Source organism: Thiofilum flexile DSM 14609, assembly GCF_000380185.1.
Taxonomy (GTDB): Bacteria; Pseudomonadota; Gammaproteobacteria; order Thiotrichales; family Thiotrichaceae; genus Thiofilum; species Thiofilum flexile.
In genome coordinates, this window is record NZ_KB904751.1 from 71,123 (window position 1) to 97,613 (window position 26,491).

Sequence of the window (26,491 nt, forward strand, 5' to 3'; positions counted from 1 at the left end):
CTTATGCGTTATGTTGGCCTTGAAGGCGTTTGCCGTAGCTTTGTGATACACGGTCAAAAATAATAGCGAGTGCGACAATCGCTAGGCCATTGAATAACCCCATAGCAAAGTATTGATTAGTAATCGCTTTTAACACAGGTTGCCCTAGACCCTTCACCCCAATCATAGAAGCAATCACCACCATAGACAGTGACATCATAATGGTTTGATTAATGCCAGCAAAAATAGAAGGCAGTGCCAGCGGTAATTGAACTTGACGTAGTTTTTGCCAATAGGTCGAACCAAACGCTTCGGCTGCTTCTAATACCGCCTTATCTACATGGCGAATCCCTAAATTAGTCAGGCGAATCATAGGAGGAATAGCATAAATAACCACCGCAATGACACCGGGTACTTTACCAATACCCAATAACATCACCACTGGAATTAAATACACAAAGCTGGGCATAGTCTGCATAACATCTAAAATAGGGGTAATAAATGACTGTGCTCTATTAGAATGCGCCATTAAGATACCAATAGGTAAGCCTAGTAGTATGGATAACAGAGTGCAAACCGTAATAATGCTTAAGGTACTCATGGTATTTTCCCACATGCCGAAAATACCAATTAATAATAAAGAAATAGTGGCACCTAAAACTATTTTATAGTTGCGGCTGGCAAACCATGAAACCAGTGCCACCAAGCCTATAATAATAGGCCAAGGAGTAGTAATTAATAATTGCTCTAACCAGACTAGAAATTGTAAGAGCGGATCAAAAAATTGCTCAATACTACTGCCATATTCACGAGAAAAATCACGAAAAGTAGTATCAACCGCTTTATTAATCTCACGCAGAGCATCATAAGACAATGCTGGAAATTCTGTTAGCCAATCCATATAAACCTTCTATATCATGGTGCTAATAAGAGAGTATTAAGTTTTTATAGTTAATCCCTAAGATAGGGTATATTGTTATTAGCATTGTTAAAAACTAGGTACTAATACAGGATCATCACAGTAATTAGTACCTAGGAATCATAGGGGGTATTTTTATAACTCGAATAGGCTATTTTATTTTAGCTTTAATCTTTTCTGCGACTTCAGGGCTAACCCAAGTAGTCCATAAAGGTTCTTGGGTTTTGAGGAAATGCATAGCACCGGCTTCACCATCGGCTTTTTCATTATCCATCCAAGCTAGAATTTGATTTAGCATGTCATTTTTATAAGTACGCTTACTTAAATAATCCATGACGGCTTTAGGTGCGCGTTCGGCAAAGGGTACGGTCACTGCGGTGCGTACTTCAGATTTAGCCCAAGCTGAGGGTTTAGGATCAACACAGTCTTCTTTACTAATACAGCTCTGCCACATCTTATCATCATAGGGCACATTAAAATCGAGCTTATACATCGGGAATTTGCCTAAGATAGCCGTTGGTGCCCAGTAGTAACCTATCCACGGTTGTTTACGCTCATAAGCCTTAGCAATAGAGCCGTCTAATCCCGCTGCTGAACCCGGATCAATTAAATCAAATCCGGCTTCTTTGCCTTTAAAGGCTTTGAATAAATTATCGGTGTTAATTTGGCAACCCCAACCAGAAGGGCAACCCATAAATGCACCGCGCTTTTTATTTTCTGGATTAGGGAATAGCTCTGGGTGTTTTAGTGCGTCTTCTACGGTCTTTATGTCGGGATGGGCATCAGCAAAATATTGGGGTATCCACCAACCTTCTTCTCCTCCGTCTTCTAGGATATTACTAACTGCTTTTAATTTGTTAGCTTTAATGGCGGCCTCAATTTTGTCACGATTAGCATTAAACCATAATTCAGAGGCTAAATCAGGTTCTGCTTTTTCAGTCATAGAGGTAATAGCAGGTACTGTATCACTAGGAACAAGGCTGACTTTACAATCGAAACCCGTTTCGAGAATGATTTTATCTAGATAGGCGGCGAATTCTGCGGACGCCCAGTTCATATCAGCTAAACTGACTTTTCCACAAGTGTTATCGGAGTGAGCCATTTGACTAGTGAATAGGACTAGGGAGCAAAGTCCTAATCCTAAAATATTCTTTAAAGACATAAGATATCCTTACCGCTGCTTAAAGCAATGTAAAATAACAAGGTTAATAGTTTAATAATAATCAACCTTGGCTAAGCAGCCATGCGTAGGATTATGAGAAACGCATGACAATGTAACTTGCTAATTAGCAATCTCTTTACACCTTAACGCCTTAGGCTGGTAATTACAACAAAATTTTTTAATAAATTTATAAAAAATATATATTATTTATTTTATCTGAAAATAAGTAAGAGTATAGATATGATCTGATTTCTTAAATGATCAGCTATTAATTTAATACTGTAATTTAAATGATCCTATGGATAGATATTAATAGAGTAAGACGTTTTTACTTTTTATCGGAAAAAATGGGATGTGTCCGTGAGACGTGAAACAATGCTGGCATGTGTAGTGTGTACCTTGCCTATGGTGGCAAACCCCAATCTTATAAATGAGTGAGCACAATAATGAAAAAATATCTAATAGCACTAGCATGGATAGCAGTCGCTAATGCTAGCGCTTCAGCGGCTGATTTAATGGACAGTAAAAACCTCTATGTGGGCGGTAATCTAGGTACAGTGGTGTCCTGGGGCAATTTGAATGACTGTGGTGATGATAGCTACTGCTTACAAGGTAAGGCCTTGGTAGGGTATAAACTCAATGATAGTTTTGCGGTTGAAGGTGCTTTTCATCAATTATTAGATGTCACTTATAGGAATGGTATGACCTTAGCGGTTACTGGCCTGAGTGTCAGTGCGGTCGGCTCCATGCCAGTGGCTAACAAGACCGAAGCCTTTGGGCGTCTAGGTATCATGTCGGGACGTAATATAGTGGAATCTGCTAGTGGTGGCAGTGCCTCTTCTGATCGTACCGATGTGCTCTGGGGCGGCGGCCTGCAGTATAAAATGAATGATAATATGAAGTTGCGTGGTGAATACGAAAATTTCCAAAGTAATGCTAATAGTCTGGATATTGGGATACTTTCAGCAGGTATTACTTTTTCCAGCTTTTAAGGTAAATTTGGTTGAATTTTAATCTACTCATTAGATTAAATATTCACCGTTAATCCTTTTTGTCGGGAAAACTCCTAACGCAGTTCTGTTTAATGAATAATAAAACAACTCAGCTTGCCGAATCGGTGAGTTGATTTTGGATCACTTACTAAATTAAAAGAGAATAAAAATGAAACAACAGTTATTAGCTTTAGTTATTGCCTTAAGTACTTCATCTGTGTGGGCGGGTGGACTGACTACAGGGTTGGGGTTAGGTGGTGGTGGTTCTGGCTTTTATGCAGGTGCCAGCATGGGTAAAGTAGTAACAGGTGATGTTATGGATGACTGTGACAAACTGGAGTGGGATTGCTACTCTTGGAAAGCATATGGCGGTTATAAATTCAATAAAAACTTTGGTGTAGAGGGTGGTTATTATAATTTTATTGATGAAGATTTTGATGTAGATAATGGTAAGACAACGACTACAAGCAATCTTAAAATGACGGGCTATTCGGTGGCAGCAACTGCAAGTATGCCATTAATGGATAATAAAGCCGAGGTATTTGGGAAGTTGGGTATGTTTTCCATGAAAGCTGAGGTGGATGGTGAAGCAATTAAGAATGAGGATGGAGATGAGAAAGAGACAGGCGCACTATTTGGGGTTGGTGCGGGTTATAAACTCACCAATAATATCGGGGTTCGTGGTGAGTATGAGCACCTAAAAGGCGATGGTTTGTTAACCGGTGGTGTGACCTTCTCTACTTTCTAATCTAGTTTAGTCAGTGATTGAATAGGCACGTAGCTGATAAGGCTACGTGCTAATAGCCGGTTAGCTCCATATATCCCATCCCATTTTTCCCTCCATCCACTTCAACTACGCCCTCCCAATACGGAAACTGTGCTGCCATCCATTGTTGAGGATAGGGGGTGCTGATTTGCCAGCGTTTATTGAGTTTGGGTAATTCAAGCGTCCAAGCCAGCGGTAGGGTTAAGCGTAACGGTTGACCTTGTTTAAGCACCTCAATCGTCTGTGAAGTCTGAGGGGTTAAAACGATATCCTCCGCCTTTAGGGTTTGACTGATGCCTGCAGGTGTAATCCAGCTTCCACTGAGCCAATGCTTGCCATCGGTGTGGCGTAATTGATAAACCATTAATGCATAACCATCCTTAAAATGCAGAGAAAACCAATCCCAACCCTGTTGATTAGGGGCTAGTGGTTGTGAACTCCACTCGCGATCTAACCACGCCGTACCCGTAAGCGGAGTAGATTTGCCCTGACGTGTTGCTGTACCTGTAATGCTGATATGGGGTTGGCTGTAATAGTAACTCGCCTGATTACCGGCAGATTTTTGGTTATAGCCCTGATCGCCTTGTAATACCCACGGCTTATCACTGTTTAATTCAAAGGTGAGTTCCCAATCGGCCACGGTAAATTTCAATATTGAGGGAAAAGGATTCGCCGAATGACTTTGCCACGCCCAATCATCCAGCCATGCAGCAAAAGGCTGAGCCTCAACACTGGCTTGTCCAATGCCGCCACGAGCAAAGCGTTGGGCAGGAAAATAACCATTAGGGGTAGAGAGTGCGGCATGTGCCATCCACATTTGATTACTCTCCCAACCATTTAAAATAGGTTTTGGGGTGAGGGATTGCCGGAATAGCGTCCATTGAATACCCCAAGGCTTACCCTCTGGATCCGTTAAATTCGCGGTGATATACCACCACTCAATCCGATAATCAGGGTGAGGGGAATGATCGGCTGGGAAATTAAAAGTGCGGTGGGGTGTGACAGCAGCATAGCCTGATGCGTCTTGGCGTAGGACTTGATAAACCTCTTGTGTTGCACTTTCAGCTAGGCTTATGGCGCTCCAACACAGGAGTAGGCATAACCACCGTATTCTCATAGTTGTCCTCCTAAGCGTGCTAAGGTCTGGGGTAATTGCCGTTTTAATTGCCAAGCGACCACGACTAAGGTGATAGCGATAACACCTAAGGTCATAAGAGCCAAAACCCCTGCGGGTCGCATTGACCACAATAGGGGCATACTCCAACCAAAGGCCATGACATTGAGCTTATGAATCAAGAGCCATGACAATAATGCGCCTAAGGGTAAGGCTACTAACCATGTGATGCTGGCCCATAGGAGTAGGGGGACACTCATCACTAACCATTGTTCTCTAGTATTAACCCCCAAGGCTCGCCACTGCGCAAATTCAGGCAAACGTTCTTGTAAAATCGCCATCAGTGCCGCGAGTAAGGCAATGCCAGCTACCCATAAAGTCAAACTATTAATCGCCGCTGTCATGGCAAAGGTACGCTCAAAGATTTTCATCGAAGCTGCTTTTATCGTTTGTTGCACCGTCCAATCACCGGCTTTAGCCCCTGCATTTAATAGCGCTTGCTCGGCTTTGGGGAGATCACTAGGGTTGTTTAACCACAGTGAGATATTCCAAGGCTCTGGCTGAGGCCAATACGTTTTTAGTACGCGATTGGGGATATAAAGCTGGTAATACGGATTGCCATAATCATGGACGAAGGCAGCAATCGTGAAAGGTTTTAAACCCTGAGGGGTTTGGAGTTCTAGCTTCTCACCGATCTGTTTGCTGCCTAAAAAGTGTAATTGTTCATTAGCTAATACCCAATTCTGTTGGGTATCTAGGTTGCGCCATAGGTTTATTGTTTGGGGTAGGGCTTGAGTGATACCTAACTCTTGTGTATCGGGGGCGGAGTGATCAAGACCCCGTAAAACAAGGGGTTGGTCTTGATAACGTAACGTGACTTGAGTACGTTCATTCACCGCTTTAAGCCAGGTCGCGGTGCTAGGATTAGCGCGTAATGTGGCTAAATCAAAGGAACTACTGCCCTGCACATACAGATCAGAGGATAAGCGCTGTTCGAGCCAATCGGATAATGCAGTACGAAAACTACCAACCAGTGCCTCCACCCCTAAATTAGCAGTCAAGGCTAATAATAAGGCCATCATTGCAGTACGTAAGGCGGGTAATTGTGCCCAACCATCACGAATTAACCAGCGCCCCTGAAATGAGTGTTTGGGTAAGAGGCGCTCTAGTAGCGTTAAACTAAGAGCCAATAAGCTAGGTAAAGCCCACGCTCCGGCTAAGAGTACGATACCTAGTAAAATAAAGCCTTGTATCAAGGTACTAATCAATGGATACAAAACCAGCGCTAATATACTTAACCCAATGGCTGCGAGGAGTAAATAGCGTCGAGTACGTTGATCGGTGAGCCAGTAGGTGCTTAAAGAATGACTAGGCAAGACGGGTAAACGTAATTGCTGCCATAGGGGTAGAGCAAGTGCGATGATTAAGCCACCTAAGGTTAAGAGCCATGCCAACAGTACTGTCGTAGGTTGCAGTATAATGTGAGAGCCTATATTGGCTCCATATAAGGACTGTAAGCTCGCACTCATCGCGGGCAATAATATCTGGCTCAAACCATAACCAATGAGTAAACCTAAACTACTCCCCACAATACTCCAGATCACGGTTTCTAGCCCAATGGCTAGCATCAAGGTTTGCACACTCACGCCGATTAAACGTAAGGTGCGTAATGTCGGGCGGCGATACCAGAGTGAAAAACGGACTGCATTAAAGACAATAAATAGTCCCACCGCAAACGACAAGAGACTCATGGCGGTGAGTTGGGTATGTAGACTTTGGGTGAGTTGAGTGAGGTCTAGGCTTTGCCGATTAGGGATGAGCCGTAGGTGAGGGGGTAAAGCTTGTTCTAGTTGAGTTTGCCGCTCAGAGCTTAGTGGTGTGACGGCTAGATAGCTTAAGGTACTGCGTTGCAGTGCTTTTAAGGCGGGGGCGATGTCGAGGAGTACTTGTCGGCCTTGTTGCGCTTGGGTTTGCAGAATCGCGGGGGGCAGAGTTTGTCCATTTTTCAATAAGACGCGGGTATTGGCAGTGAGATTCAGCTCATTAGCCAGGTCAGGAGGAAACCACGCTTGATAGGGGGGCTGAATAAAGGCGAGGTCATTAAACGCTACTGTAGAGGTATTGGTTTGTAAGACTTCAGCCGGTAATACAATAGGATCCGTAGCAATTAAGGGAATACGTTGATTAGTAGCGGTGGTGATGATGCCTTGTACTACGGGATAGACTTCACGAAAACCTAGGCGGCGGAGTGCGGTATAATCTTGCGTGCTTACCCCCGTACCATTCGCGGCACGAATCCAGAAATGCGCTTGTGTGCCGAGGACTTGATTGGCTTGCTCATAACTCGCTCTCGCATGGCTATTGATGACTTGTACCGCTGACCATAAGCCCACACCGGCACAGAGTCCGACTAATAAAAAAAGCGCCTGCCACGGGTAGCGCCAATAGTGACTGAGTAAGGCTTTGAGACTGAGTAATAACATACTCATGCGCTCTCCTTGCTGTGTAGTACACCGGATTTGAGCCAATACTGCTGATCTAAATACCCTGCCATCACTTTGCTGTGTGTGACCATGAGTAAACTACTGCCTGCTTGTTTGACCAATTCACTCAAAAGCGCCATGACCTGCTCGCTGCTATGTTCGTCTAAGTTTCCGGTCGGCTCATCCGCTAGCACCAGTGCCGGTTTATGTAATAAAGCCCGCGCAATGGCTACACGCTGTTGTTGTCCACCGGAGAGCTGATGCGGGTATTTTTGTAATTGGCTTGTTAAATCTAAGCGCTCAATCAGCTCAGCTTCCCATTGGGCGTTATAACGTTTGGCTAATTGCGCCTGAAAGCGAATATTATCTGCCACACTTAAGGTACTAATGAGGTAAAACTGTTGAAAGATAAGGCTAATGGTAGTACGGCGGAGCTGGGCTAATTGGCTTTCTGTTAAATCAGTCAGGGATTGCTGCTGAATCAAAATATGGCCCGCATCGGGTTTATCTAAGCCTGCGATTAAATGTAAGAGCGTACTTTTACCGCTGCCACTAGCACCTAATAGAGCGGCAGATTGCCCCGCGCCTAATTGAAAATTAAGATTGCTTAGGATGGGTGTGCTGTAACCATCGGGCTGGCGATAAGCTTTAGAGAGCTGGATGAGTTCTAACATAAAGGTATCGAGTCCTTTGCAAGATCAGGCAGAATAGGGGCAATAGGCTAAATTTGGCAAGTAATCTATAGGGGGGTAGCAGCATGGCAGTAACAAAAATCGTAAAAATAATAGAAGGGGATGCGCCGGGGAAATGTACTGAGCTTACATATTTTCAAATAGGCCCAGCGGATGCCAAACGCAAAATTTTTTTACAAGCCGCTCTACATGCGGATGAGCAGCCGGGGATTTTGATTTTGCATCATTTACTCGAATACCTCATAGACGCTGATAGTAAGGGCTTATTAAAGGCTAGGTTTGTGGTATTCCCAATGGTGAATCCGCTGGGTATGGGAGACATTGGTTTCTTACAACATCAAGGGCGTTATGATCGCAGCTCAGGGGTGAATTTTAATCGGCAATGGCCAGATTTATATGCTGCCATTGAGGAGCATGTGGGGGCGTATTTAACCGATAGTGCTGAGGACAATGTTAAGCGAGTACGAGAATTAGTACAGCACTGGCTGAGTGAGCAACAGCCTGTGAATGCCCTACAACAGCAGCGCCATTATGTAATGCAAGAGGCGTTTGATGCGGATTATGTCCTCGATTTGCACTGTGATAGTGATTCCTTGCCGCATATTTTTACCGTGCCGCAGTCGACAGAGGTAATGCAAAACCTATCGGATTGGATGGGGGCAGCGGCGACCTTGGTCTGTGAAGCTAGCGGTGGCAGTTCGTTTGATGAAGTATGGTCAACGCTATGGAGCCGCTTAGCCAAGCAGTTCCCGAATAAACCTATTCCCCAAGCCACACACTCGGCTACTTTAGAATATCGCGGGCAATTTGATACTTTTGATGAACTCAATAAAACCGATGCTAGACACCTGTATGCTTTTTTTCAGGCACAGGGTTTAATTGGGGGCGAGTTAATTTTACCGCTACCACCAAAAACACCGAGTGCAACGGATTTAGCCGCCACTGAAATGATTAAAACACCACAGGCTGGATTATTAGCTTACACCGTTGAATTAGGTCAACAGGTTAAGAAAGGGGATTTAATTGCTGAGCTGATTAGTTTAGACGGTGAAGAGGCTTTTCGAAAACGTATCCCCCTTTATGCTGGAACGGCAGGAGTGGTATTGTCGAGGAATACCTTTAAATATGTTTGGCGTGGTGCATCGGTGGCTAAAATAGTAGGAAAAGAGTTATTACCCTCACGCGGGAAATATTTATTGCAGGATTAGTAGCTAGGTTATTTTTAGGAGTAATAGGTTTCAATACCACCGATGTTACTCTAACTCACCGAATGGCTGCGTCACGCATACCCTGACGCAGCCTAAGCCTTATTTAGTGTAAAAGTTGCAAGCGTTTCACCCACTCCGCCTTTTCCGCCTCGGACAAAAAGCTCGCCGTAAAGCTATTCTCGGCTAGTTTAATCGCCTGCGCCTTCGTCATATTTAACGCATCCGCCACAGCGACAAAATTCTCGGTCATATACCCACCAAAATAGGCTGGATCATCCGAGTTAATTGTCACCTTCACCCCGCGCTCTAATAACGCCAAAATATTATGCTCACGCATATCCTTAAACACACAGAGCTTAGTATTCGACAGCGGACAGACCGTCAGCGGCATTTGAATCTTAATTAAATGCTCAACTAAGGCGGGGTCTTCCACACAGCGCACCCCATGATCAATCCGCTGCACCTTTAATAAATCCAGCGCTTGCCAAATATACTCCGCAGGCCCTTCTTCACCGGCGTGGGCGACGGTTAAAAACCCAGCTTCCCGCGCTTTAGCAAAAACGCGCTCAAACAGCTCCGGCGGAAAGCCTTTTTCTGAACTATCTAAACCAACCGCAGTAATTTTATCTTGATAGGGTAGGGATTGTTCTAAGGTTTCAAAGGCAGCCGCTTCGGGTAAATGGCGCAAAAAGCACATAATCAAGCGGCTACTAATACCTAATTGCGTCTTAGCATCTTGCAGCGCCCGATCAATACCCTTAATCACGGTGTCAAAGGCAATACCCCGATCCGTATGGGTTTGGGGATCAAAAAAGGGTTCAACATGCAGCACATTTTGCGCCTTGCAACGCTCTAAATACGCCCAGGTTAAATCATAAAAATCCTGTTCGGTTTGCAGTACACCGGCTCCTTGATAATAAATATCAAGAAAGTCCTGCAAATTACCAAATTCATAGGCCGCACGAAGGGCTTCTACCGAATCAAAGGGCAGCTTAATCTGATTACGTTGGGCGAGCTTAAATAGCAGCTCCGGTTCAAGGCTGCCCTCTAGGTGCATATGCAGCTCGGCTTTAGGGAGATTATTTAGAAATGAGTGAAAATTATTCATAGACTTAGCGATTCATGAGTAGTGGAACTTAAGGGGAAGTGTAACGAATGTATAACGGCCTCGCTATGTTTAGTAAAGCATTGACCGTTTAGGAGAGGTTTGAGAGTATGCGACGGTTTAGATTTGCTAATCGATAAAAGAGGTGTCTATGAGCCAGTTTGATAATGTGTCAGTTGCTAAAACCGCTAATATTTATTTTGATGGTAAATGTGTCAGTTATACCCTGCAATGTGCCGATGGTAGCCGTAAAAGTGTAGGGGTTATTTTTCCTGCGAGTTTGACCTTTAATACCGGAGCGCCTGAAGTGATGGAACTGCAAAAAGGTCATTGTCGCGTGAAGTTTTCCGGTAAGGATCAATGGCACACCTATACAGCCGGTCAATCGTTTGAGGTGGCGGGGAATAGCTTGTTTCAGATTGAAGTGAGTGGTGAGCCGTTACATTACGTATGCCATTTTGGTTAGGTCATAGGAGCAGTGGACGCTGTACCTTAATACTTGAATACCAGTAATCGAGTATTTGTTAAGTATTTGTTATACGACTGCTGTGAGAAAATCGTCAGAAACGATTTTTCACTTAAGCACGAAAGGCGCAAGGATGCGCCGAATCATACCGCTAGATTATTACCTACCTACTAAACCTCTACCGCACCTGCTACAACCGGAACATCTACGACCACCGGAGTATCCATCGGGGTATCTAGCACTAAGGCATCTGTCGGATTAGCCGTGTTTTGTGCCAATGCAACAGCCGCTAGATCAGCCGCATTTAATACGGTAGGAGCCGTACTGGTTGTGGTTGGCGTTGAAGCCGCCTGTGCGCCAGTAGCGGGAACGGTTGCTGCGGCATCACGCGCTGCAAATACGGGTGAGGCTCTCAACGCAGCAGGAGCAGGTCTTGCCCGTGCTAAGCCCGGTGGCAAGCGCCTAGTATTGCTATCCACCGTCTCTGTTGCTACAGGCGTGGCGGTCTCAGCGCGTTGACGTGCTAGGGTTTGTGCTAGAGTCCCTAAGGTAGGATTACCCGTTTGAGCGGCAACATCCTCTGTACGATTTGGTACAGGAGGAATTGTGGGAGCTGTGGCGGTTGTGGGGGGGGTGATGACTGTGGGCGTCGTGGCGACTGTGGAAACTGTCGGGGGCGTGATGACTGTAGGAGTCGTAGGGGTTGTGGAAACTGTCGGGGTTGTGATGACTGTGGGAGTCGTGGGAACTGTAGGAGTCGTGGGAACTGTGGGAACTGTAGTGTTATCCGCTATGGGAGGCACTTCACCCAATACCTGAGGATTCAAGGTTTCCACTACTCGCGCGACACTATTATTAAAATTATTAGTTGCAGGGATAGCACTCTCAAGATTGATAGCAGGAAGATCAATTTCGATAGGTGTATCAATAATCGATCGATCACTCGGAAAAACAGTGCTAGCAAGATAGACTGTGACCATGGGTTGCCTCAGGGGTTAATGGTTGAAGTTTAGAACTTAGAATAGTAGTTGTTATAGCCAGGCAGAGGCGAATTGCAGAAGTGACTTAGATGGGCGGTATTAACTCAAAGACAATCTAGCCTTCGGGAGCGCTGAGTTCAGCCTCCCAAAAGTAAGATCCACAGCATAGATCGGTTAGTCGCACGCGGCGGTAATGACGATTTCTACCTTATATTTATCACAGGCAAGACGCATCTCAGCACAAGCCCGTGCAGGAGCAAAACCGGGCGGAATCCAAGCATCCCAAACGGTATTCATGCCTTCATAATCTTTAATGTCACTCAACCAAATAATGGCCTGTAAAATTTTATCGCGTCCACTATTCACTTGCTTTAGTAAGTCGTCAATTTGTGCTAAACAGTGTTCCGTCTGGGCTTGAATGGTGTCACCATCGCCTACTTGACCACATAAATAGACAACCCCTCGGTGTGTCACCGCTTCGCTATAGCGTGTACTGGTATGATAACGTTTAAGTAACATGGTATTAACTCTCGCTAGCTAGAATTTGTTATGAGTTTCTTGTTAAACGTTCTGTCTCTAAACAGATAAGGACTATCTTACACTTAAAATCCATGTATGAGTATGTATCAGAAAGAGTTATGCCGTCGTGCTATATAAGGTAGAGGGAAGAAAGTCGATTAGGCAGACATATTCAGAGTGCGTTTATACGGATGAGCATACATTGATCAAGAGTAAATGCGTAGTCCCGATTGCCGAAATGCACTAAAAATAGTTGAGCGTGGAACTACACAGCCTACTCTTAAGGGCTAGCTTGACCGACACACCAATCGAGGGTTGAGGTTCTCATTTTATTACTGACCTAAGTAGGGATCTTCTCCTATAAATACGGTCTAAACTTGAAGAAGTAGCTTTTTTGCGCCTAAGATCATCATCAGGTAGTTGTGAGAGTCATCTTAAAACTACCGTGACCATTTGACAATGTAACTCAGCATATAGGGCTAACACCACGCTGTGCTGTAAGGGGTAAGGAATGAGCATTTTTGATCATTATCGATCACGTTATGAGTCTTTCCAAGAAGAGGAGTATTCTCTACAAGAATACCTAGAGCTCTGTAAGAAAGACCGTATAGCTTATGCTAGTGCTGCGGAACGTATGTTAGCGGCCATTGGCGAGCCTGAGATTGTAGATACCTCACGCGATCCAACGTTAAGCCGTATTTTCTCCAATAAAATGATTCGCCGCTATCCTGCTTTCTACGAGTTTTATGGTATGGAAGAAAGCATTGAGCAAATCGTGTCTTTCTTTAGACATGCCGCTCAAGGTTTAGAGGAAAGCAAGCAAATTCTCTACCTATTAGGGCCCGTAGGCGGTGGTAAATCGTCATTAGCGGAGCGCCTTAAAGCATTAATGGAAAACGAAGCCATTTATTGTATTAAAGGCTCACCGGTTAATGAATCACCTTTGGGCTTATTTAGCGCAGAAGATGCGGCCATTTTAAAAGAAGATTATGGTATTCCAGAGCGTTATTTAAAAACCATTATGTCACCGTGGGCAGCGAAACGCCTAAAAGAGTTTGGTGGTGATATTACACGCTTTAGAGTGGTGAAACGCTATCCTTCACGCTTGAATCAAATTGCTATTTCTAAAACTGAACCCGGTGATGAGAATAATCAAGATATTTCTGCATTAGTCGGTAAGGTTGATATTCGTAAGCTTGAGGATTATCCACAAAATGATCCCGATGCCTATAGCTACTCTGGTGGTTTATGCTTATCTAATCAAGGGTTAATGGAATTCGTGGAGATGTTTAAAGCTCCTATTAAAGTTCTGCATCCCTTATTAACGGCAACCCAAGAAGGAAACTATAACGGCACTGAAAGTATTGGTGCGATTCCATTTAATGGTGTTATTTTAGCTCACTCGAATGAGTCAGAATGGCAAGCATTTAAAAATAATCGTAACAATGAAGCCTTTATCGATCGGGTGAGTATTGTTAAAGTCCCTTATTGTTTACGTGTTACTCAAGAAATTAATATTTATCAAAAACTACTGCAAAATAGCTCTTTATCAAAAGCACCCTGTGCGCCTGATACCTTAAAAATGCTAGCACAGTTTTCAGTATTGTCGCGCTTAAAAGTACCTGAGAACTCCAGTATTTACTCAAAAATGCGTATTTACGATGGTGAAAATCTCAAAGATATTGATCCACGCGCTAAAACCATTCAAGAGTATCAAGATGCTGCGGGTGTTGATGAGGGTATGGCTGGGTTATCAACTCGTTTTGCCTTTAAGATTCTCTCTAAAGTATTTAACTTTGATGCCACTGAAGTTGCCGCTGACCCTGTACATCTGATGTATGTATTAGAACGTCAGATCGAGAAGGAGCAATTCCCAGCAGATATTCAAGATCGCTATGTCTCTTATATTAAAGAATATCTAGCACCGCGCTATATTGATTTCATCGGTAAAGAAATTCAAACAGCTTACTTAGAGTCCTATTCAGAGTATGGTCAAAACCTATTTGATCGCTATGTGACCTATGCTGATTTCTGGATTCAAGACCAAGAGTATCGTGACCCTGAAACCGGTGATTTCTTAGATCGTGCCGCTTTAAATACTGATTTAGAGAAAATCGAGAAACCAGCGGGCATTAGCAATCCTAAAGATTTCCGTAATGAAATTGTAAATTTCGTATTAAGAGCACGTGCCAATAATGGTGGCAAAAACCCTGCTTGGACGAGTTACGAAAAATTACGTCGCGTTATTGAAATGAAAATGTTCTCTAGTACTGAAGATTTATTACCTGTTATTTCTTACGGTGCTAAATCCTCAACAGAAGAGCAACGTAAACACGATAATTTCGTGGATCGTATGATGAAGCGTGGTTATACCGAGCGTCAAGTACGGTTATTGTCCGAGTGGTATTTACGCGTGCGTAAATCACAATAAAAGCGTCATAATAAACAACTCCATAGCAATATGGGGTTGTTTAAAATCCTAATAGGTTATGGGTAAATAATACAAGGAGAGCTATATGGCTTATGTTGTTGACCGCCGACTTAATAGCAAAAACAAAAGTCTGGTAAACCGCCAGCGCTTTCTTAAACGTTATCATAACCAAATTCGCAAAGCTGTGTCCGATGCAGTCAGTCGTCGTAATATGACCGATATGGAACAGGGCGAAAATATTAATATCCCTAAACGAGATATTTCTGAGCCTATCTTTCATCATGGTTCTGGCGGTAACCGTGAAATAGTGCATCCGGGTAATAAAGAGTTTATTCAAGGCGATAAAATCCCTCGGCCTCAAGGCGGGTCGGGTGGTTCTGGTTCGGGTGATGCGAGTGATAGTGGGGAGGGTGAGGATAATTTTGCGTTTCAAATTTCTCAGCAAGAGTTTTTAGAATACTTGTTTGAGGATTTAGCCTTACCTAATATGATTAAGCGCCAATTAGTTGGTAGTGATTCGTTTGATACTCGGCGTGCTGGTGTGAGTGAGGTGGGTAATCCCAATCAGCTCAATATTGTCCGCTCGCTAAAAAGTGCTTATGCACGGCGTATGGCATTAGGGGGTAAAGCGCGACGTGAGCGACGTGAATTAAAAGCAGAATTAGAAACATTACCTGAGTCTGAAGCGGCACGGCGTTTAGTCGTTGAGGAAGAAATTAATCGCCTCAATGTGCGGTTAAATGCCATACCTTTCTTAGATGATTTTGATTTGAAATATAACTTACAAGTTAAAATCCCTAAACCCTCGCCTAAAGCGGTGATGTTTTGTGTCATGGACGTTTCTGGCTCTATGACTCAGGATATTAAAGATACAGCAAAGCGCTTTTTCTTCCTGCTGTATCTCTTCCTGAAGAAAAATTATGAAAAAATCGATGTGATTTTTATTCGTCATCATACTCAAGCGCAGGAAGTCGATGAAGAAACCTTCTTCTATTCACGCGAAACAGGTGGGACGGTGGTTTCTAGTGCCTTAAAGTTAATGGCTGAAGTGATTGAGGCGCGTTATTCACCCGATGAGTGGAATATCTATGCTGCCCAAGCCTCGGATGGTGATAATTGGCAAGAAGATAATATGCGCTGTCATAAAATATTAACTGAAGATATTTTACCAACCGTGCAGTATTTAACTTATATTGAAATTGGTGATAGGCAACCACAGGGTTTATGGCATTTATATGAGCATTTACAAGGTGATTATGCTGACCGTTTTGCTATACAGCGGGTGCGTAATAATGCTGAAATCTACCCGGTTTTCCGCGAACTATTTCAAAAAACGATAGATAAAGGATAATTAACCATGACGGGTAAATTAATATCTACCAGCTCAGATTGGACGTTTGAAACCATCCAAGCCTATGATCGAGAAATTGGTCGCATAGCACGGGATAAATTCAAACTCGATACTTATCCTAATCAAATTGAAATTATTCGTTCTGATCAAATGATGGATGCCTATGCCTCGGTCGGTATGCCAGTGTTTTATAATCACTGGTCTTATGGCAAGCATTTTGTATCCGTTGAGCAAAACTATTCGCGTGGACGTATGGGGCTGGCGTATGAAATAGTGATTAACTCGAATCCCTGCATTGCCTATTTAATGGAAGAAAATAGTTTGACTATGCAAGCATTAGTGATTGCACATGCTTGTTATGGTCATAATTCTTTTTTCAAGGGGAATTATTTATTCCGTAGCTGGACGGATGCGGATGCGATTATTGATTATTTGCTATTTGCTAAAAATTATATTGCTCAATGCGAGGAACGCCACGGGGTTCAAGCAGTGGAGCAATTATTGGATTCGTGCCATGCCTTAATGAATTATGGTGTCGATCGTTATAAGCGCCCTAAACCTATTTCAGCCGCTGAAGAAGTACAACGTCAAAAAGAGCGTGAAGTTTATGTCCAACAACATATTAATGATTTATGGCGTACTATCCCTAATCGTAAACAGAATGGTCAAGCGCTTAAAGAAGAAGTAAATTTCCCGGCTGATCCACAAGAAAATATTTTGTACTTTATGGAAAAAAATGCGCCCATGTTGGAAAACTGGCAGCGCGAAATTATCCGTATTGTGCGTAAAGTGGCGCAGTATTTCTACCCCCAACGTCAAACCCAAGTCATGAATGAGGGCTGGGCTACCTTTTGGCATTATACGTTATTAAATGAAATGTATGATGAGGGCTTGGTCAATGAGGGGTTTATGATGGAGTTTTTAACTTCTCATACTAATGTGGTAGCGCAACCGGATTTTGATAGTCGTTATTATTCGGGAATTAATCCCTATGCCTTAGGTTTTGCCATGATGAAGGATATTCGTCGTATTTGCGAAAATCCTACGGCAGAAGATAAGGTGTGGTTCCCTGATATTGTAGGCTCTAATTGGATTGATACGCTTAATTATGTCATGCGTAATTATCGAGATGAGAGCTTTATTCTCCAATTTATGTCGCCTAAAATTATGCGTGATTTTCATTTTTTTGCCTTGCAAGATGATGATCGGGCAAATGCGATTGAAGTGAAGGCGATTCACAATGATGAAGGGTATCGCGCCTTACGCGAGACCTTGTCACAGCAATATAATCTAAGCTACCGTGAGCCAGATATTCAGGTTGAAAGTGTCAATTTACGCGGAGATCGCTCGTTAACACTGAGTCATTATATGAATGAGCGTCGCCCTTTAGGCAATGATACCTATGAAATGTTACGCCATATTCACCATATTTGGGGTTATGATGTACATTTAAATTCGGTCGAACCCGATGGACGTCGGGCGCGAAGCTATCGTTTAGGTGCGAGTTAACTATAATACGTTGGTTATTGTGCGAAGCTACTAGTGTGGCTAGTAGCGTCTTTGATTTTTTAGGTAAGTAGGGCTATGGAAGATCATAACACAGCGGAATGCCTCAATTGTCATAAAGTAGGGTGCCATGGCGTTCGGCATCGTATGTGTACGGACAAAAAAGGAACCATGCCGCGTTTAGTGACGGAATGTCAGTGGTGTGAAGCACGGTTAGTCGTGAAAGGTAAGCATACTTGGATTGAGTATGCAGCGATTGTCATGTTATTTACGCCTTTAGCTTTGCTAGAATATTGGCCTCAAGCATCGTGGGTTTTTTCAGCGTTGATTGTGGTGCTGGCTTTGGCTTTAATCATTTGGGCGAAATGGGGTGTGAGTTATCAATTAGCTCATAGAGTTGAGCCGGAGTTTGAGAGTGAAGCTAAAGAAAGCGGCAAACCTGCTACACCACCTACCGAGCTTAGGACGTAAATGTCCTGATTAGTCGTTGATCGTTTACTGGGTTACTGTACCTAGGACGATCTTTGGCTAATGTGATCCTCTTTCATTTCCCACTAAATTAGTGAATCATAACACCATTATTTATTGAGCCAAATCGCTCAGCTAATGCTTGATTAGTTGTGGGTATTTGGTTTTTTCATATGCTACAAACAGGGAGCGCATATCCGTATGAGTACTTTAGTCAAGCGCTTAGCGATAGGCTTATTTTTAGGCGTATTAATTGTTTTTGCGGTGGTAGGGCTGAAAAGTACCCTACAGCGTCCTGCTAGCACACCCGCACCTAATACCACAACGACCACCACTGCTACCGTACCCACTCCTGCTACCGTACCTACGCCAACACCTGAAACGACTACTCCTAGCACGACCCCTACGACAGCAGAGACACCTACAGCGGTGACCCCTCCGGTAGAAAAACCGAGTATTGTGGAGTCTGATGCTGAGGCTGAGATGAATCCAGAGACTATAGAGCCTCCAGATGCGACGGATACCCCCACGCTACAAGGTACACCACAGGCCAGTGTTCCTAATACTCCGCCAACAGTACGCACTCAGCCAGCACCAGCTACGACCACCGCACCTGCCACTAATACAGCAGCATCTAGCCCCCAAATGGTTGATATACCCGTGCCCGCTCCTGTGCTAGGTAAATTACAGTTAGTATTAATTGACCCCACCAATGCCAATGCTAAACCCAAGGGGAATTTTATTATTACCGATAGCCAAGACGTACAAGTGGCTATGCAGCAAAATACGGATGTGGGTATCTTTGAATTACCACCAGGCACCTATAAAGCCACGGTCAGTATTAAAGGCAAACGCAATACCCGCACCGTGCAAATAGTAGGGAATCAAGTTCAATTAGAAAACTTTAACCTCCCTCCTAGTATGACTGCTGCTGCCGTGAACGAACCGACACCTGCGACGAATACCGCTCCGATTATACAAGAGGGTACTTTGCAAGTGCTGGTTAAAGCATCCGGTAGTGGGGAAGCGGTACGCGCCAATATTTATGTGCAAAAACCGAATGGGGTACATATTGCGAGCAAAACCTATACCACGTCCGCCGATTTTCTCTTAGAGCCGGGTAACTATAAAATCACGGTCAAAGCAAAAGACCGCGTGGATTTAGTACAAGAACTCAAAGTGACACAGGATAAAGCCACCCGTGCTACCTTTAGTCTACAAGCAGTCGTTAAAAATGAACCCGTATTGAGGCCAGCTCCGTCCGTTGCTAAGACGCCTAGCTCTACTCCAGCTCAATCAGCACCGATTCAGGTCACAGTTCCTCCTGTGGAAACTTTACCGATGCCAGAGTTGAATAAACCGATTGTGGAGCCTATTGATCCGCCTTTAACTTCCTCTGACGATCCACGCTTGAGAATTGAGCGAGCGCCTATTCCAGCGCCTACCCGTCAGATGCAGCCCTATACGCCCGGAAGCGAAGTAGACACCATACAAAATCCTAATGAAGCACCGCAATTTGCTACCCCGATGGGAAGCTTAGAGTTATATGCGGTATCTGGGGTTGATAATAGTCCGCTAGCAGTGAATTTTACCGTCACAGATTTACAGGGTAATGTGCTGGAGAGATTCCGTGGCGTGGCTTCTGCTGAGCTGCATCTACCCGCGCAGCCCGTGTTAGTGAATATTCGTTACCGTGGCATGCGCGGACGCGAGACTATACAAGTAAAGCCTGGTGCTCCGACGGTGTATACCTTTACCATCACACCTAATCAGGGCGATGACTTCATGAACTAATCGAGTGGTATAACGGGCAAAGTCGCCTAATCTAGGTCTTTGCTCATTATACCCGACGTTAGGAAGTTGACGTGTTTATAAAACAGTGTTTTTTGCGTGACAGATGATGAGGGCTTAAGCTAAGGTAGATATTGTGACGTTCATGAGGAGGGGGAGGTATGAATATTTATCAACAGCATTTAGACTCTGTTGCTGCTAATTATGAGGCTTTGAGTCCTTTAAGTTTCTTAAAACGCACCGCCGATATTTATCCTACTAAGCTTGCTGTCGTTCATGGCGAGGTACGACGTACTTGGCAAGAAACCTATGCCCGCTGTTGCCAATTAGCCAGTGCATTAAGTCAACGCGGTATTGGGGTAGGTGATACGGTATCTATTATTTGCCCTAATCTACCCGAACATTTTGAAGCTCACTTTGGTGTACCCATGGTGGGGGCAGTATTAAACTCAATTAATACCCGTCTTGATGCCGCCACCGTCGCCTTTATCCTGCAACATGCTGAAGCCAAACTCCTCATTACCGAGCGTGAAATGACGCCTATAGTCAAGCAGGCTTTAGCCCTGATGGATAACCCACCGCCGGTGATTGATATTGATGATCCGAGTTTTGAAGGCGGGGAGTTATTAGGTGAAATGACCTATGAGCAGTTTATTGCTCAAGGTGATCCGGCTTTTAGTTGGTCGAGTCCTGCGAATGAATGGGATGCGATTAGTCTCAATTACACCTCTGGTACCACGGGCGATCCTAAGGGTGTGGTCTACCACCATCGAGGTGCCTATCTCAATGCGGTCAGTAATATACTGTCTTGGGGTATGCCGAATCAGGCGCGTTACCTGTGGACTCTACCCATGTTTCATTGCAATGGTTGGTGCTTTCCTTGGGTATTAGCCGCTATTGCTGGGGTGAATGTGTGTTTGCGCCATGTGCGAGCGGATAAAATCGTCGACTTAATCGCTGAGGAAAAGGTCGATCATCTCTGCGGTGCGCCTATTGTATTGAGCATGATTGCCGGTGTTTCTGCTGAGGCTAAAGCCCGCCTCAATCATCCCGTTAAAGTGATGACTGCCGGAGCACCGCCGCCGGCTGCGGTGATTCAAAGCATGGAAGAAATGGGTTTTAGTGTAACCCATGTCTATGGTTTAACCGAGACTTATGGCCCTTGCGTGGTATCAGAGTGGAAAGACGAATGGAATGAGCGTTCGGTTACAGAAAAAGCCCGCCTGAAAGCTCGTCAAGGGGTGCGTGCGCCGCTGCAAGAAGGCTTAATGGTGGCGAATCCCGATACCTTAGAACCCGTTCCACAAGATGGTCAAACCTTAGGTGAAGTCTTTATGCGCGGCAATATTGTCATGAAAGGCTACCTGAAAAACCCTAAAACCACCGAAGCGTCATTTGAGGGCGGCTGGTTCCATTCCGGTGATTTAGCGGTATGGCATCCTGATGGCTATATTGAGATTAAAGATCGCTCTAAAGATATTATTATTTCAGGGGGCGAGAATATTTCCAGTATTGAGTTAGAAGATACCCTCTATCGTCATCCCGCCATTCAAGATGTCGCAGTAGTGGCTAAATTAGATGAAAAATGGGGTGAAGTGCCTTGTGCCTTTATCAAATTAGTAGAGGGGGCGGTACTGACCGAGGCCGAGGTAATCGAATATTGCCGCCAACATATGGCACGTTTTAAAGTGCCTAAAACCGTGATCTTTGTTGATTTGCCGCGTACCTCAACAGGTAAAGTACAAAAATTTGTTTTGCGGCAATGGGCTAATAAAGCTTAGATATTACCGTTTAATAAGGCTCAAACACAGTAGCTACTCCTCCACTTTGCTTGAGCCTTTTGGGGTAATTAACAGTGCTTAATTACCCCTTCTCTGGAGCACCACCAGACTAATGAATATTTTTTAATAGGATATAGGTGTGATATGAAAATAGTAGTTGCGATAAAACGAGTGATTGATTACAGCGTCAAAGTTCGGGTTAAGTCTGATCAGAGTAATGTCGATCTGGCTAATGTGAAAATGGCGTTAAATCCCTTTTGTGAAATTGCCGTAGAAGAAGCGGTGCGTTTAAAAGAAGCGGGCAAAGCCACTGAAATTGTCGTCGTGACTATTGGGCCTAAAGCGGCACAAGATCAGATTCGGGCAGCAATGGCAATGGGGGCAGATCGGGGGATTTGGGTTGAGACTGTGGATACGGAGCTGGACGCGCTAACTGTCGCTAAATTACTGGCTAAAGTCGTGCAAAACGAGCAACCACAGTTAGTCTTATTAGGCAAACAAGCGATTGATTCGGATAATAACCAAACCGGACAAATGCTCGCTGCACTGCTGGATTATCCTCAAGCAACGTTTGCCTCTAAAGTGGTGATTGAGGGGAATGAGGCTGTGGTAACACGCGAAATTGATGGGGGCTTACAAACTTTAGGTTTGACGTTACCGGCTATTGTGACGACCGATCTCCGTCTGAATGAGCCGCGTTATGTCAAGCTACCTGACATTATGAAAGCCAAGAAAAAAACCTTAGATGCGACCACGCCAGAAGCGCTAGGGGTTAGCCTGCAAAAAAGTATTAAGCTCTTAAAAGTAGAGGCACCTGCGGAGCGTCAAGGGGGAATCAAAGTCGAGAGTGTTGATGCCCTAATCGATTGCTTAAAAAATAAAGCCCGTGTGATTTAAGGAGTAGAACAATGAATATTTTAGTGATTGCTGAACATGATAATCAAACCCTTAAATCCGCCACTTTAAATGCGGTAAGTGCTGCACAAGCGATTGGTGGTTCGATTGCCATTGCTGTGATTGGCTCAGGCTGTCAAGCAGTGGCTACGGACGCTCAAGCGATTGCTGGGGTGGATAAAGTGCTATTGGCTGATAATGCGGCATATGCTCAGCATCTCGCCGAAAATGAGGCCAAGTTAGTCGCCTCTTTAGCCAAAAATTATACTCATGTATTAGCGCCTGCTACCGCTACAGGTAAAGACTTAATGCCACGGGTTGCGGCTTTATTAGATGCTAATTTAGTTGGTGATGTGATTGCGGTGGTGAGTCCTGATACGTTCAAACGCCCGATCTATGCAGGCAATGCCATTGCGACGGTACAAGATTCCGATGCAATTAAGCTCTTAACAATTCGTGGTACGGCGTTTCCTGCGGCGGCAAATACGGGCGGAAGTGCGAGTCTAGAGTCGGTCAGTGAAGTATTTGAAGCGACTAAAACCCGTTTTGTGGGTGAGGAAGTCGTGAAATCAGATCGCCCTGAGTTAACGGCTGCCCGTATTGTGGTATCCGGTGGGCGTGGCGTCGGATCAAGTGAAAACTTTAAGGTTATTTATGCGCTAGCCGATAAGCTCAATGCTGCGGTCGGTGCATCACGAGCTGCGGTGGATGCGGGCTTTGTGCCAAATGATATGCAAGTCGGGCAAACAGGTAAGGTCGTTGCACCGGAGCTTTATATTGCGGTGGGTATTTCAGGGGCGATTCAACATCTAGCGGGGATGAAAGACTCGAAGGTGATTGTAGCGATTAATAAAGACCCCGAAGCACCGATTTTCCAAGTGGCTGACTATGGCTTAGTAGCTGATTTATTTAGTGCTGTACCTGAATTGACCGCCAAACTGTGAGGACTACGCTATGACTTATTTAGCCAATTCTCAAGATGCTGAATTTGTATTGCGCCATGTGGTGCAGTTCGATGCTTTATGTGAGCGAGCAGGATTAGACGAGGTCAATACGGATCTAGCCGCCTCGATTTTGGAAGAGGCGGGTAAATTTGCTACTGAAGTACTCGCACCTTTGAATCGGTTTGGGGATCAAAATCCGCCGACTTTGGGTGAAAAGGGTGTACAGGAAACTGCCGGTTTTAAAGAGATTTATCAATCATTTGCTGAAGCGGGTTGGTTATCACTAGGGGCGGCTGAGGAATTCGGTGGTCAGGCTTTACCGAATGTGATTGGTACGGCCGTGAATGAAATTTGGCAGGCGGCGAATATGTCCTATGCCTTATGCCCCATGCTGAGCCAAGGGGCGATGGAGAGTATTGGGCATCATGCGAGTCATGAGTTGCAATCCATCTACCTACCGCGCCTAGCTTCGGGTGGGTGGACGGGAACCATGAACCTGACCGAGCCAGATGCAGGGTCTGATTTAGCCGCCGTTAAAACCAAAGCAGTCCCTCAGGGCGATCATTATTTAATTAGTGGGCAGAAGATTTTTATCACTTGGGGCGACCATCAAATGACCGAGAATATCGTGCATTTGGTCTTGGCTCGTTTGCCCGATGCGCCGGCTGGGGTGAAGGGGATTTCGCTCTTTATTGTGCCTAAGTATGTGGTGAATGCTGATGGTAGCTTAGGGGCGCGTAATGCTGCGCATTGTCTATCCTTAGAGCATAAAATGGGTATTCATGCGAGTCCGACCTGTGTGATGCTGTTTGATAATGCGGTGGGGTATTTAATCGGGGAAGCCAATAAAGGTTTGCCCTATATGTTCACCATGATGAATCACGCGCGTCAAGCGGTGGGCTTGCAAGGGTTGTCTATTTCCGAGCGGGCTTATCAGCTAGCGCGTCAATATGCTAAAGACCGCCTGCAAGGTACGCGCCGTGATGGTTCACGCATTCCGATTATTGAGCATGCGGATGTGCGGCGGATGCTGATGATTATGAAATCAGGCATAGAGGCAATGCGAGCGCTAGCCTTTGTTGCTGCTGCCGAAGTCGATCGGGCGCGGTATGAGTCGGATAGTGACAAAGCCGCGTTTCATGCTGCACGAGTCGAGTTATATACCCCGATTGTGAAAGGTTGGCTCACTGAGTTGTCTCAAGAATTAACCTATTTAGGGGTACAAATTCACGGGGGCATGGGCTATATCGAAGAAACCGGAGCCGCTCAGCATTATCGTGATGCACGTATTTTGACGATTTATGAGGGCACGACGGGTATTCAGGCCGCCGATTTAGTAGGGCGTAAAACGCTGGCTGATCAAGGACAGGGTTTAGGCTTATTATTGGCAGAAATGGCAGAATTAGACGCGAGTGCTTATCCTAATTTCGCACCGGCTTTAGCGGCTGGACAAGCTGCGCGTGAGTTTATCCTAAGCCATGCAGCGAGTGATCCTCAATTAGCGGGGAGTGCGAGTGTTAATTTAATGATGCTGATGGGCTATCTCTGTGGTGGCTGGTTGCTCATCAAAGGCGCACAGGCTGCACAAAATCAACTAGCCCAAGGTGAAGGTGATCCTGAGTACTTAAAGGCTAAAGTTATTACTGCTCAGTTCTATCATGATCATTTGCTGCTACGAGCTTTAAGCCATCTAGCAGCGATCAAAGCAGGTAGTGCGGCGATTATGGCACTTGCCGAGGATCAGTTTTAAGCGCGACTAGCACATAGTCATAGAGCATATCAGTGGCGTTGAGATCCTCTCAACGTCCTGCGCTCATTCACCTTTTTTGCTATTTTGATACGGTTAAAAAGAGAGCTTAGCCACAAAAACCCCTTAACCTTTTATCTCATTTATTCTACCCACTAGGATGGTCTAGATACTTTTTTGGATGATTATGAACTAAATATAAATAAACTTATTATCTAAGGAGTTCATGATGGTGTCATCCTTGAATACCACTTCAGGGTATGGAGTGAATAATAGAACTAGGGCTTATTCTAATACAGCTAAGCTAGATACTGTGCCTAATAAGCCCTACACCAATACTAATCCTGCTATTGATAGCAATAAAAATGCTTTGCTCTATCAACTCATTCAGCAGTTGAAAAGCCATGGGAGCCAGGGCAATCGCTTGAATCTTTATTGTTGTAGAGGAATAAGAGGCTCCAAGAGTTCGGCGAGATAATCGGTTGACCAAGCGGCCTGCTTGCGCCGTACTTTGAGACTATGCTTATTCGTCTGGTTGTAGCGGAGTAAGTTAGTCACCATCTGGCGTAGGAGGGAGAAATTGTGAGGCCCATCGCCGGTACGGTTACGCGCCCGATCCTCCTGCATCAGCACATCCAAGACCCAATGGAGTCGGTTCTCAATCCCCCAATGGGAACGTACCACAAACAAGGCAGACGCCGCACTCAGAGCAAGGGANCTGATGTAGTAGCGNACGGCATAGCTCTCTTGCCCGCCGCGTCTACGTTCGACCCAAGACTCGACGCAGACGAGACTGGCNAAGCCNGCCCNCTCATGNNGNTCGTTCAGCCAAGCGACNTCGTTACACACCCGACAGCGCCGNCGCTCCAGCCGACCATGATCCTTCTCGACCTGAGTATGCTCTTCTAGCACNACCCCACTAGGAGGCTGCTGGAAGAACAGCCGGATATCTTCGGCTAGGGAGGGCTGGTTGTCTTTCACGGCTAGCAGATACTCCCCACCGGCCTGCAGAATGGNGGTNGCAATNGTCTTTTGTGTCCCCATCGCATCAATCGTNATCAGNCAACCCTCCACCGACAGCTTANTCAGCAACAAAGGGATCGCGGTGATTTCATTGGACTTCTCCGCTGTCGCCTCCTGACCTAACACCAACTGTTGCTGACTCGCCCAAGCCGAGACTAAGTGGAGCGGTG

Annotated in this window: 22 protein-coding genes; 13 read left to right on the top strand and 9 right to left on the bottom strand. The window is 45.0% G+C overall.

Going from position 1 to position 26,491, the window contains the following annotated elements; translation table 11 throughout:
- Window position 1 precedes the first annotated feature (1 nt).
- Window positions 2-880 (bottom strand): ABC transporter permease, encoded by an 879-nt coding sequence (locus tag A3IK_RS0104345; protein ID WP_020558756.1) that lies wholly within the window; start codon window positions 878-880, stop codon window positions 2-4.
- Between the two features lie 169 nt (window positions 881-1,049).
- Window positions 1,050-2,060, bottom strand: coding sequence for an ABC transporter substrate-binding protein (locus A3IK_RS0104350; RefSeq protein ID WP_020558757.1), 1,011 nt, complete (start codon window positions 2,058-2,060; stop codon window positions 1,050-1,052).
- A gap of 446 nt (window positions 2,061-2,506) precedes the next feature.
- On the opposite strand from A3IK_RS0104350, the gene A3IK_RS0104355 reads away from it, so the two are divergent.
- A complete protein-coding gene (locus A3IK_RS0104355) occupies window positions 2,507-3,052 on the top strand; it encodes an outer membrane beta-barrel protein (protein ID WP_020558758.1) in 546 nt (181 codons plus the stop codon).
- Between the two features lie 169 nt (window positions 3,053-3,221).
- Window positions 3,222-3,800: a porin family protein gene (locus A3IK_RS20140; RefSeq protein ID WP_020558759.1), complete on the top strand. Its 579-nt coding sequence runs from the start codon at window positions 3,222-3,224 to the stop codon at window positions 3,798-3,800.
- Window positions 3,801-3,849: 49 nt separating this feature from the next.
- Here the strand turns inward: A3IK_RS20140 and A3IK_RS0104365 are convergent, their stop codons facing one another.
- From A3IK_RS0104365 to A3IK_RS0104375, 3 genes are read right to left on the bottom strand one after another with little or no spacing between them, the layout of a single operon-like run.
- Complete coding sequence (locus tag A3IK_RS0104365) at window positions 3,850-4,935, bottom strand: lipocalin-like domain-containing protein (protein WP_020558760.1); 1,086 nt, start codon at window positions 4,933-4,935, stop codon at window positions 3,850-3,852.
- Window positions 4,932-7,421: an ABC transporter permease gene (locus A3IK_RS0104370; RefSeq protein ID WP_020558761.1), complete on the bottom strand. Its 2,490-nt coding sequence runs from the start codon at window positions 7,419-7,421 to the stop codon at window positions 4,932-4,934. Before A3IK_RS0104370 ends, A3IK_RS0104365 begins: the two co-directional genes overlap by 4 nt.
- Complete coding sequence (locus tag A3IK_RS0104375) at window positions 7,418-8,089, bottom strand: ABC transporter ATP-binding protein (protein ID WP_020558762.1); 672 nt, start codon at window positions 8,087-8,089, stop codon at window positions 7,418-7,420. The genes A3IK_RS0104370 and A3IK_RS0104375 overlap by 4 nt, the downstream gene beginning before the upstream one ends.
- 83 nt (window positions 8,090-8,172) lie before the next feature.
- Between A3IK_RS0104375 and A3IK_RS0104380 the strand changes: the two genes are divergently transcribed.
- Window positions 8,173-9,315 (top strand): succinylglutamate desuccinylase/aspartoacylase family protein, encoded by a 1,143-nt coding sequence (locus tag A3IK_RS0104380; protein ID WP_020558763.1) that lies wholly within the window; start codon window positions 8,173-8,175, stop codon window positions 9,313-9,315.
- A gap of 103 nt (window positions 9,316-9,418) precedes the next feature.
- Here the strand turns inward: A3IK_RS0104380 and A3IK_RS0104385 are convergent, their stop codons facing one another.
- Window positions 9,419-10,423, bottom strand: a complete 1,005-nt coding sequence (locus A3IK_RS0104385) for an adenosine deaminase (RefSeq protein ID WP_020558764.1) — start codon at window positions 10,421-10,423, stop codon at window positions 9,419-9,421.
- A 148-nt stretch (window positions 10,424-10,571) separates the two neighbouring features.
- On the opposite strand from A3IK_RS0104385, the gene ppnP reads away from it, so the two are divergent.
- Window positions 10,572-10,886 (top strand): pyrimidine/purine nucleoside phosphorylase, encoded by a 315-nt coding sequence (gene ppnP / locus A3IK_RS0104390; RefSeq protein ID WP_020558765.1) that lies wholly within the window; start codon window positions 10,572-10,574, stop codon window positions 10,884-10,886.
- 170 nt (window positions 10,887-11,056) lie between these two features.
- Here ppnP and A3IK_RS21475 read toward each other — a convergent pair whose 3' ends face one another.
- Both A3IK_RS21475 and A3IK_RS0104400 read right to left on the bottom strand, forming a co-directional pair.
- The gene (locus A3IK_RS21475) at window positions 11,057-11,866 is read right to left on the bottom strand and encodes a hypothetical protein (protein WP_020558766.1); all 810 of its coding nucleotides are present in this window, start codon (window positions 11,864-11,866) and stop codon (window positions 11,057-11,059) included.
- A 174-nt stretch (window positions 11,867-12,040) separates the two neighbouring features.
- Entirely contained in the window at window positions 12,041-12,385 is a 345-nt protein-coding gene (locus A3IK_RS0104400) for a RidA family protein (protein ID WP_020558767.1), read from the bottom strand.
- 511 nt (window positions 12,386-12,896) lie between these two features.
- Here A3IK_RS0104400 and A3IK_RS0104405 point away from each other — a divergent pair.
- From A3IK_RS0104405 to A3IK_RS0104445, 9 genes are all read left to right on the top strand, one after another.
- Complete coding sequence (locus tag A3IK_RS0104405) at window positions 12,897-14,816, top strand: PrkA family serine protein kinase (protein WP_020558768.1); 1,920 nt, start codon at window positions 12,897-12,899, stop codon at window positions 14,814-14,816.
- An 85-nt stretch (window positions 14,817-14,901) separates the two neighbouring features.
- A complete protein-coding gene (locus A3IK_RS0104410) occupies window positions 14,902-16,167 on the top strand; it encodes a YeaH/YhbH family protein (RefSeq protein WP_020558769.1) in 1,266 nt (421 codons plus the stop codon).
- Window positions 16,168-16,173: 6 nt separating this feature from the next.
- The gene (locus tag A3IK_RS0104415; protein WP_020558770.1) at window positions 16,174-17,676 is read left to right on the top strand and encodes a SpoVR family protein; all 1,503 of its coding nucleotides are present in this window, start codon (window positions 16,174-16,176) and stop codon (window positions 17,674-17,676) included.
- Between the two features lie 75 nt (window positions 17,677-17,751).
- The gene (locus tag A3IK_RS0104420; protein WP_162596613.1) at window positions 17,752-18,144 is read left to right on the top strand and encodes a hypothetical protein; all 393 of its coding nucleotides are present in this window, start codon (window positions 17,752-17,754) and stop codon (window positions 18,142-18,144) included.
- 198 nt (window positions 18,145-18,342) lie between these two features.
- Window positions 18,343-19,935, top strand: coding sequence for a hypothetical protein (locus tag A3IK_RS21275; protein WP_020558772.1), 1,593 nt, complete (start codon window positions 18,343-18,345; stop codon window positions 19,933-19,935).
- Between the two features lie 158 nt (window positions 19,936-20,093).
- Window positions 20,094-21,713 (top strand): acyl-CoA synthetase, encoded by a 1,620-nt coding sequence (locus A3IK_RS0104430; protein ID WP_020558773.1) that lies wholly within the window; start codon window positions 20,094-20,096, stop codon window positions 21,711-21,713.
- Between the two features lie 144 nt (window positions 21,714-21,857).
- Window positions 21,858-22,610, top strand: coding sequence for an electron transfer flavoprotein subunit beta/FixA family protein (locus A3IK_RS0104435; RefSeq protein WP_020558774.1), 753 nt, complete (start codon window positions 21,858-21,860; stop codon window positions 22,608-22,610).
- An 11-nt stretch (window positions 22,611-22,621) separates the two neighbouring features.
- A complete protein-coding gene (locus A3IK_RS0104440) occupies window positions 22,622-23,551 on the top strand; it encodes an electron transfer flavoprotein subunit alpha/FixB family protein (protein WP_020558775.1) in 930 nt (309 codons plus the stop codon).
- Window positions 23,552-23,561: 10 nt separating this feature from the next.
- On the top strand, window positions 23,562-25,301 hold the full coding sequence (locus tag A3IK_RS0104445) for an acyl-CoA dehydrogenase family protein (RefSeq protein WP_020558776.1): 1,740 nt from the start codon (window positions 23,562-23,564) through the stop codon (window positions 25,299-25,301).
- A gap of 429 nt (window positions 25,302-25,730) precedes the next feature.
- Here A3IK_RS0104445 and A3IK_RS0104450 read toward each other — a convergent pair whose 3' ends face one another.
- Window positions 25,731-26,447, bottom strand: coding sequence for an ISAs1 family transposase (locus A3IK_RS0104450; protein WP_425425409.1), 717 nt, complete (start codon window positions 26,445-26,447; stop codon window positions 25,731-25,733).
- Window positions 26,448-26,491 lie beyond the last annotated feature (44 nt).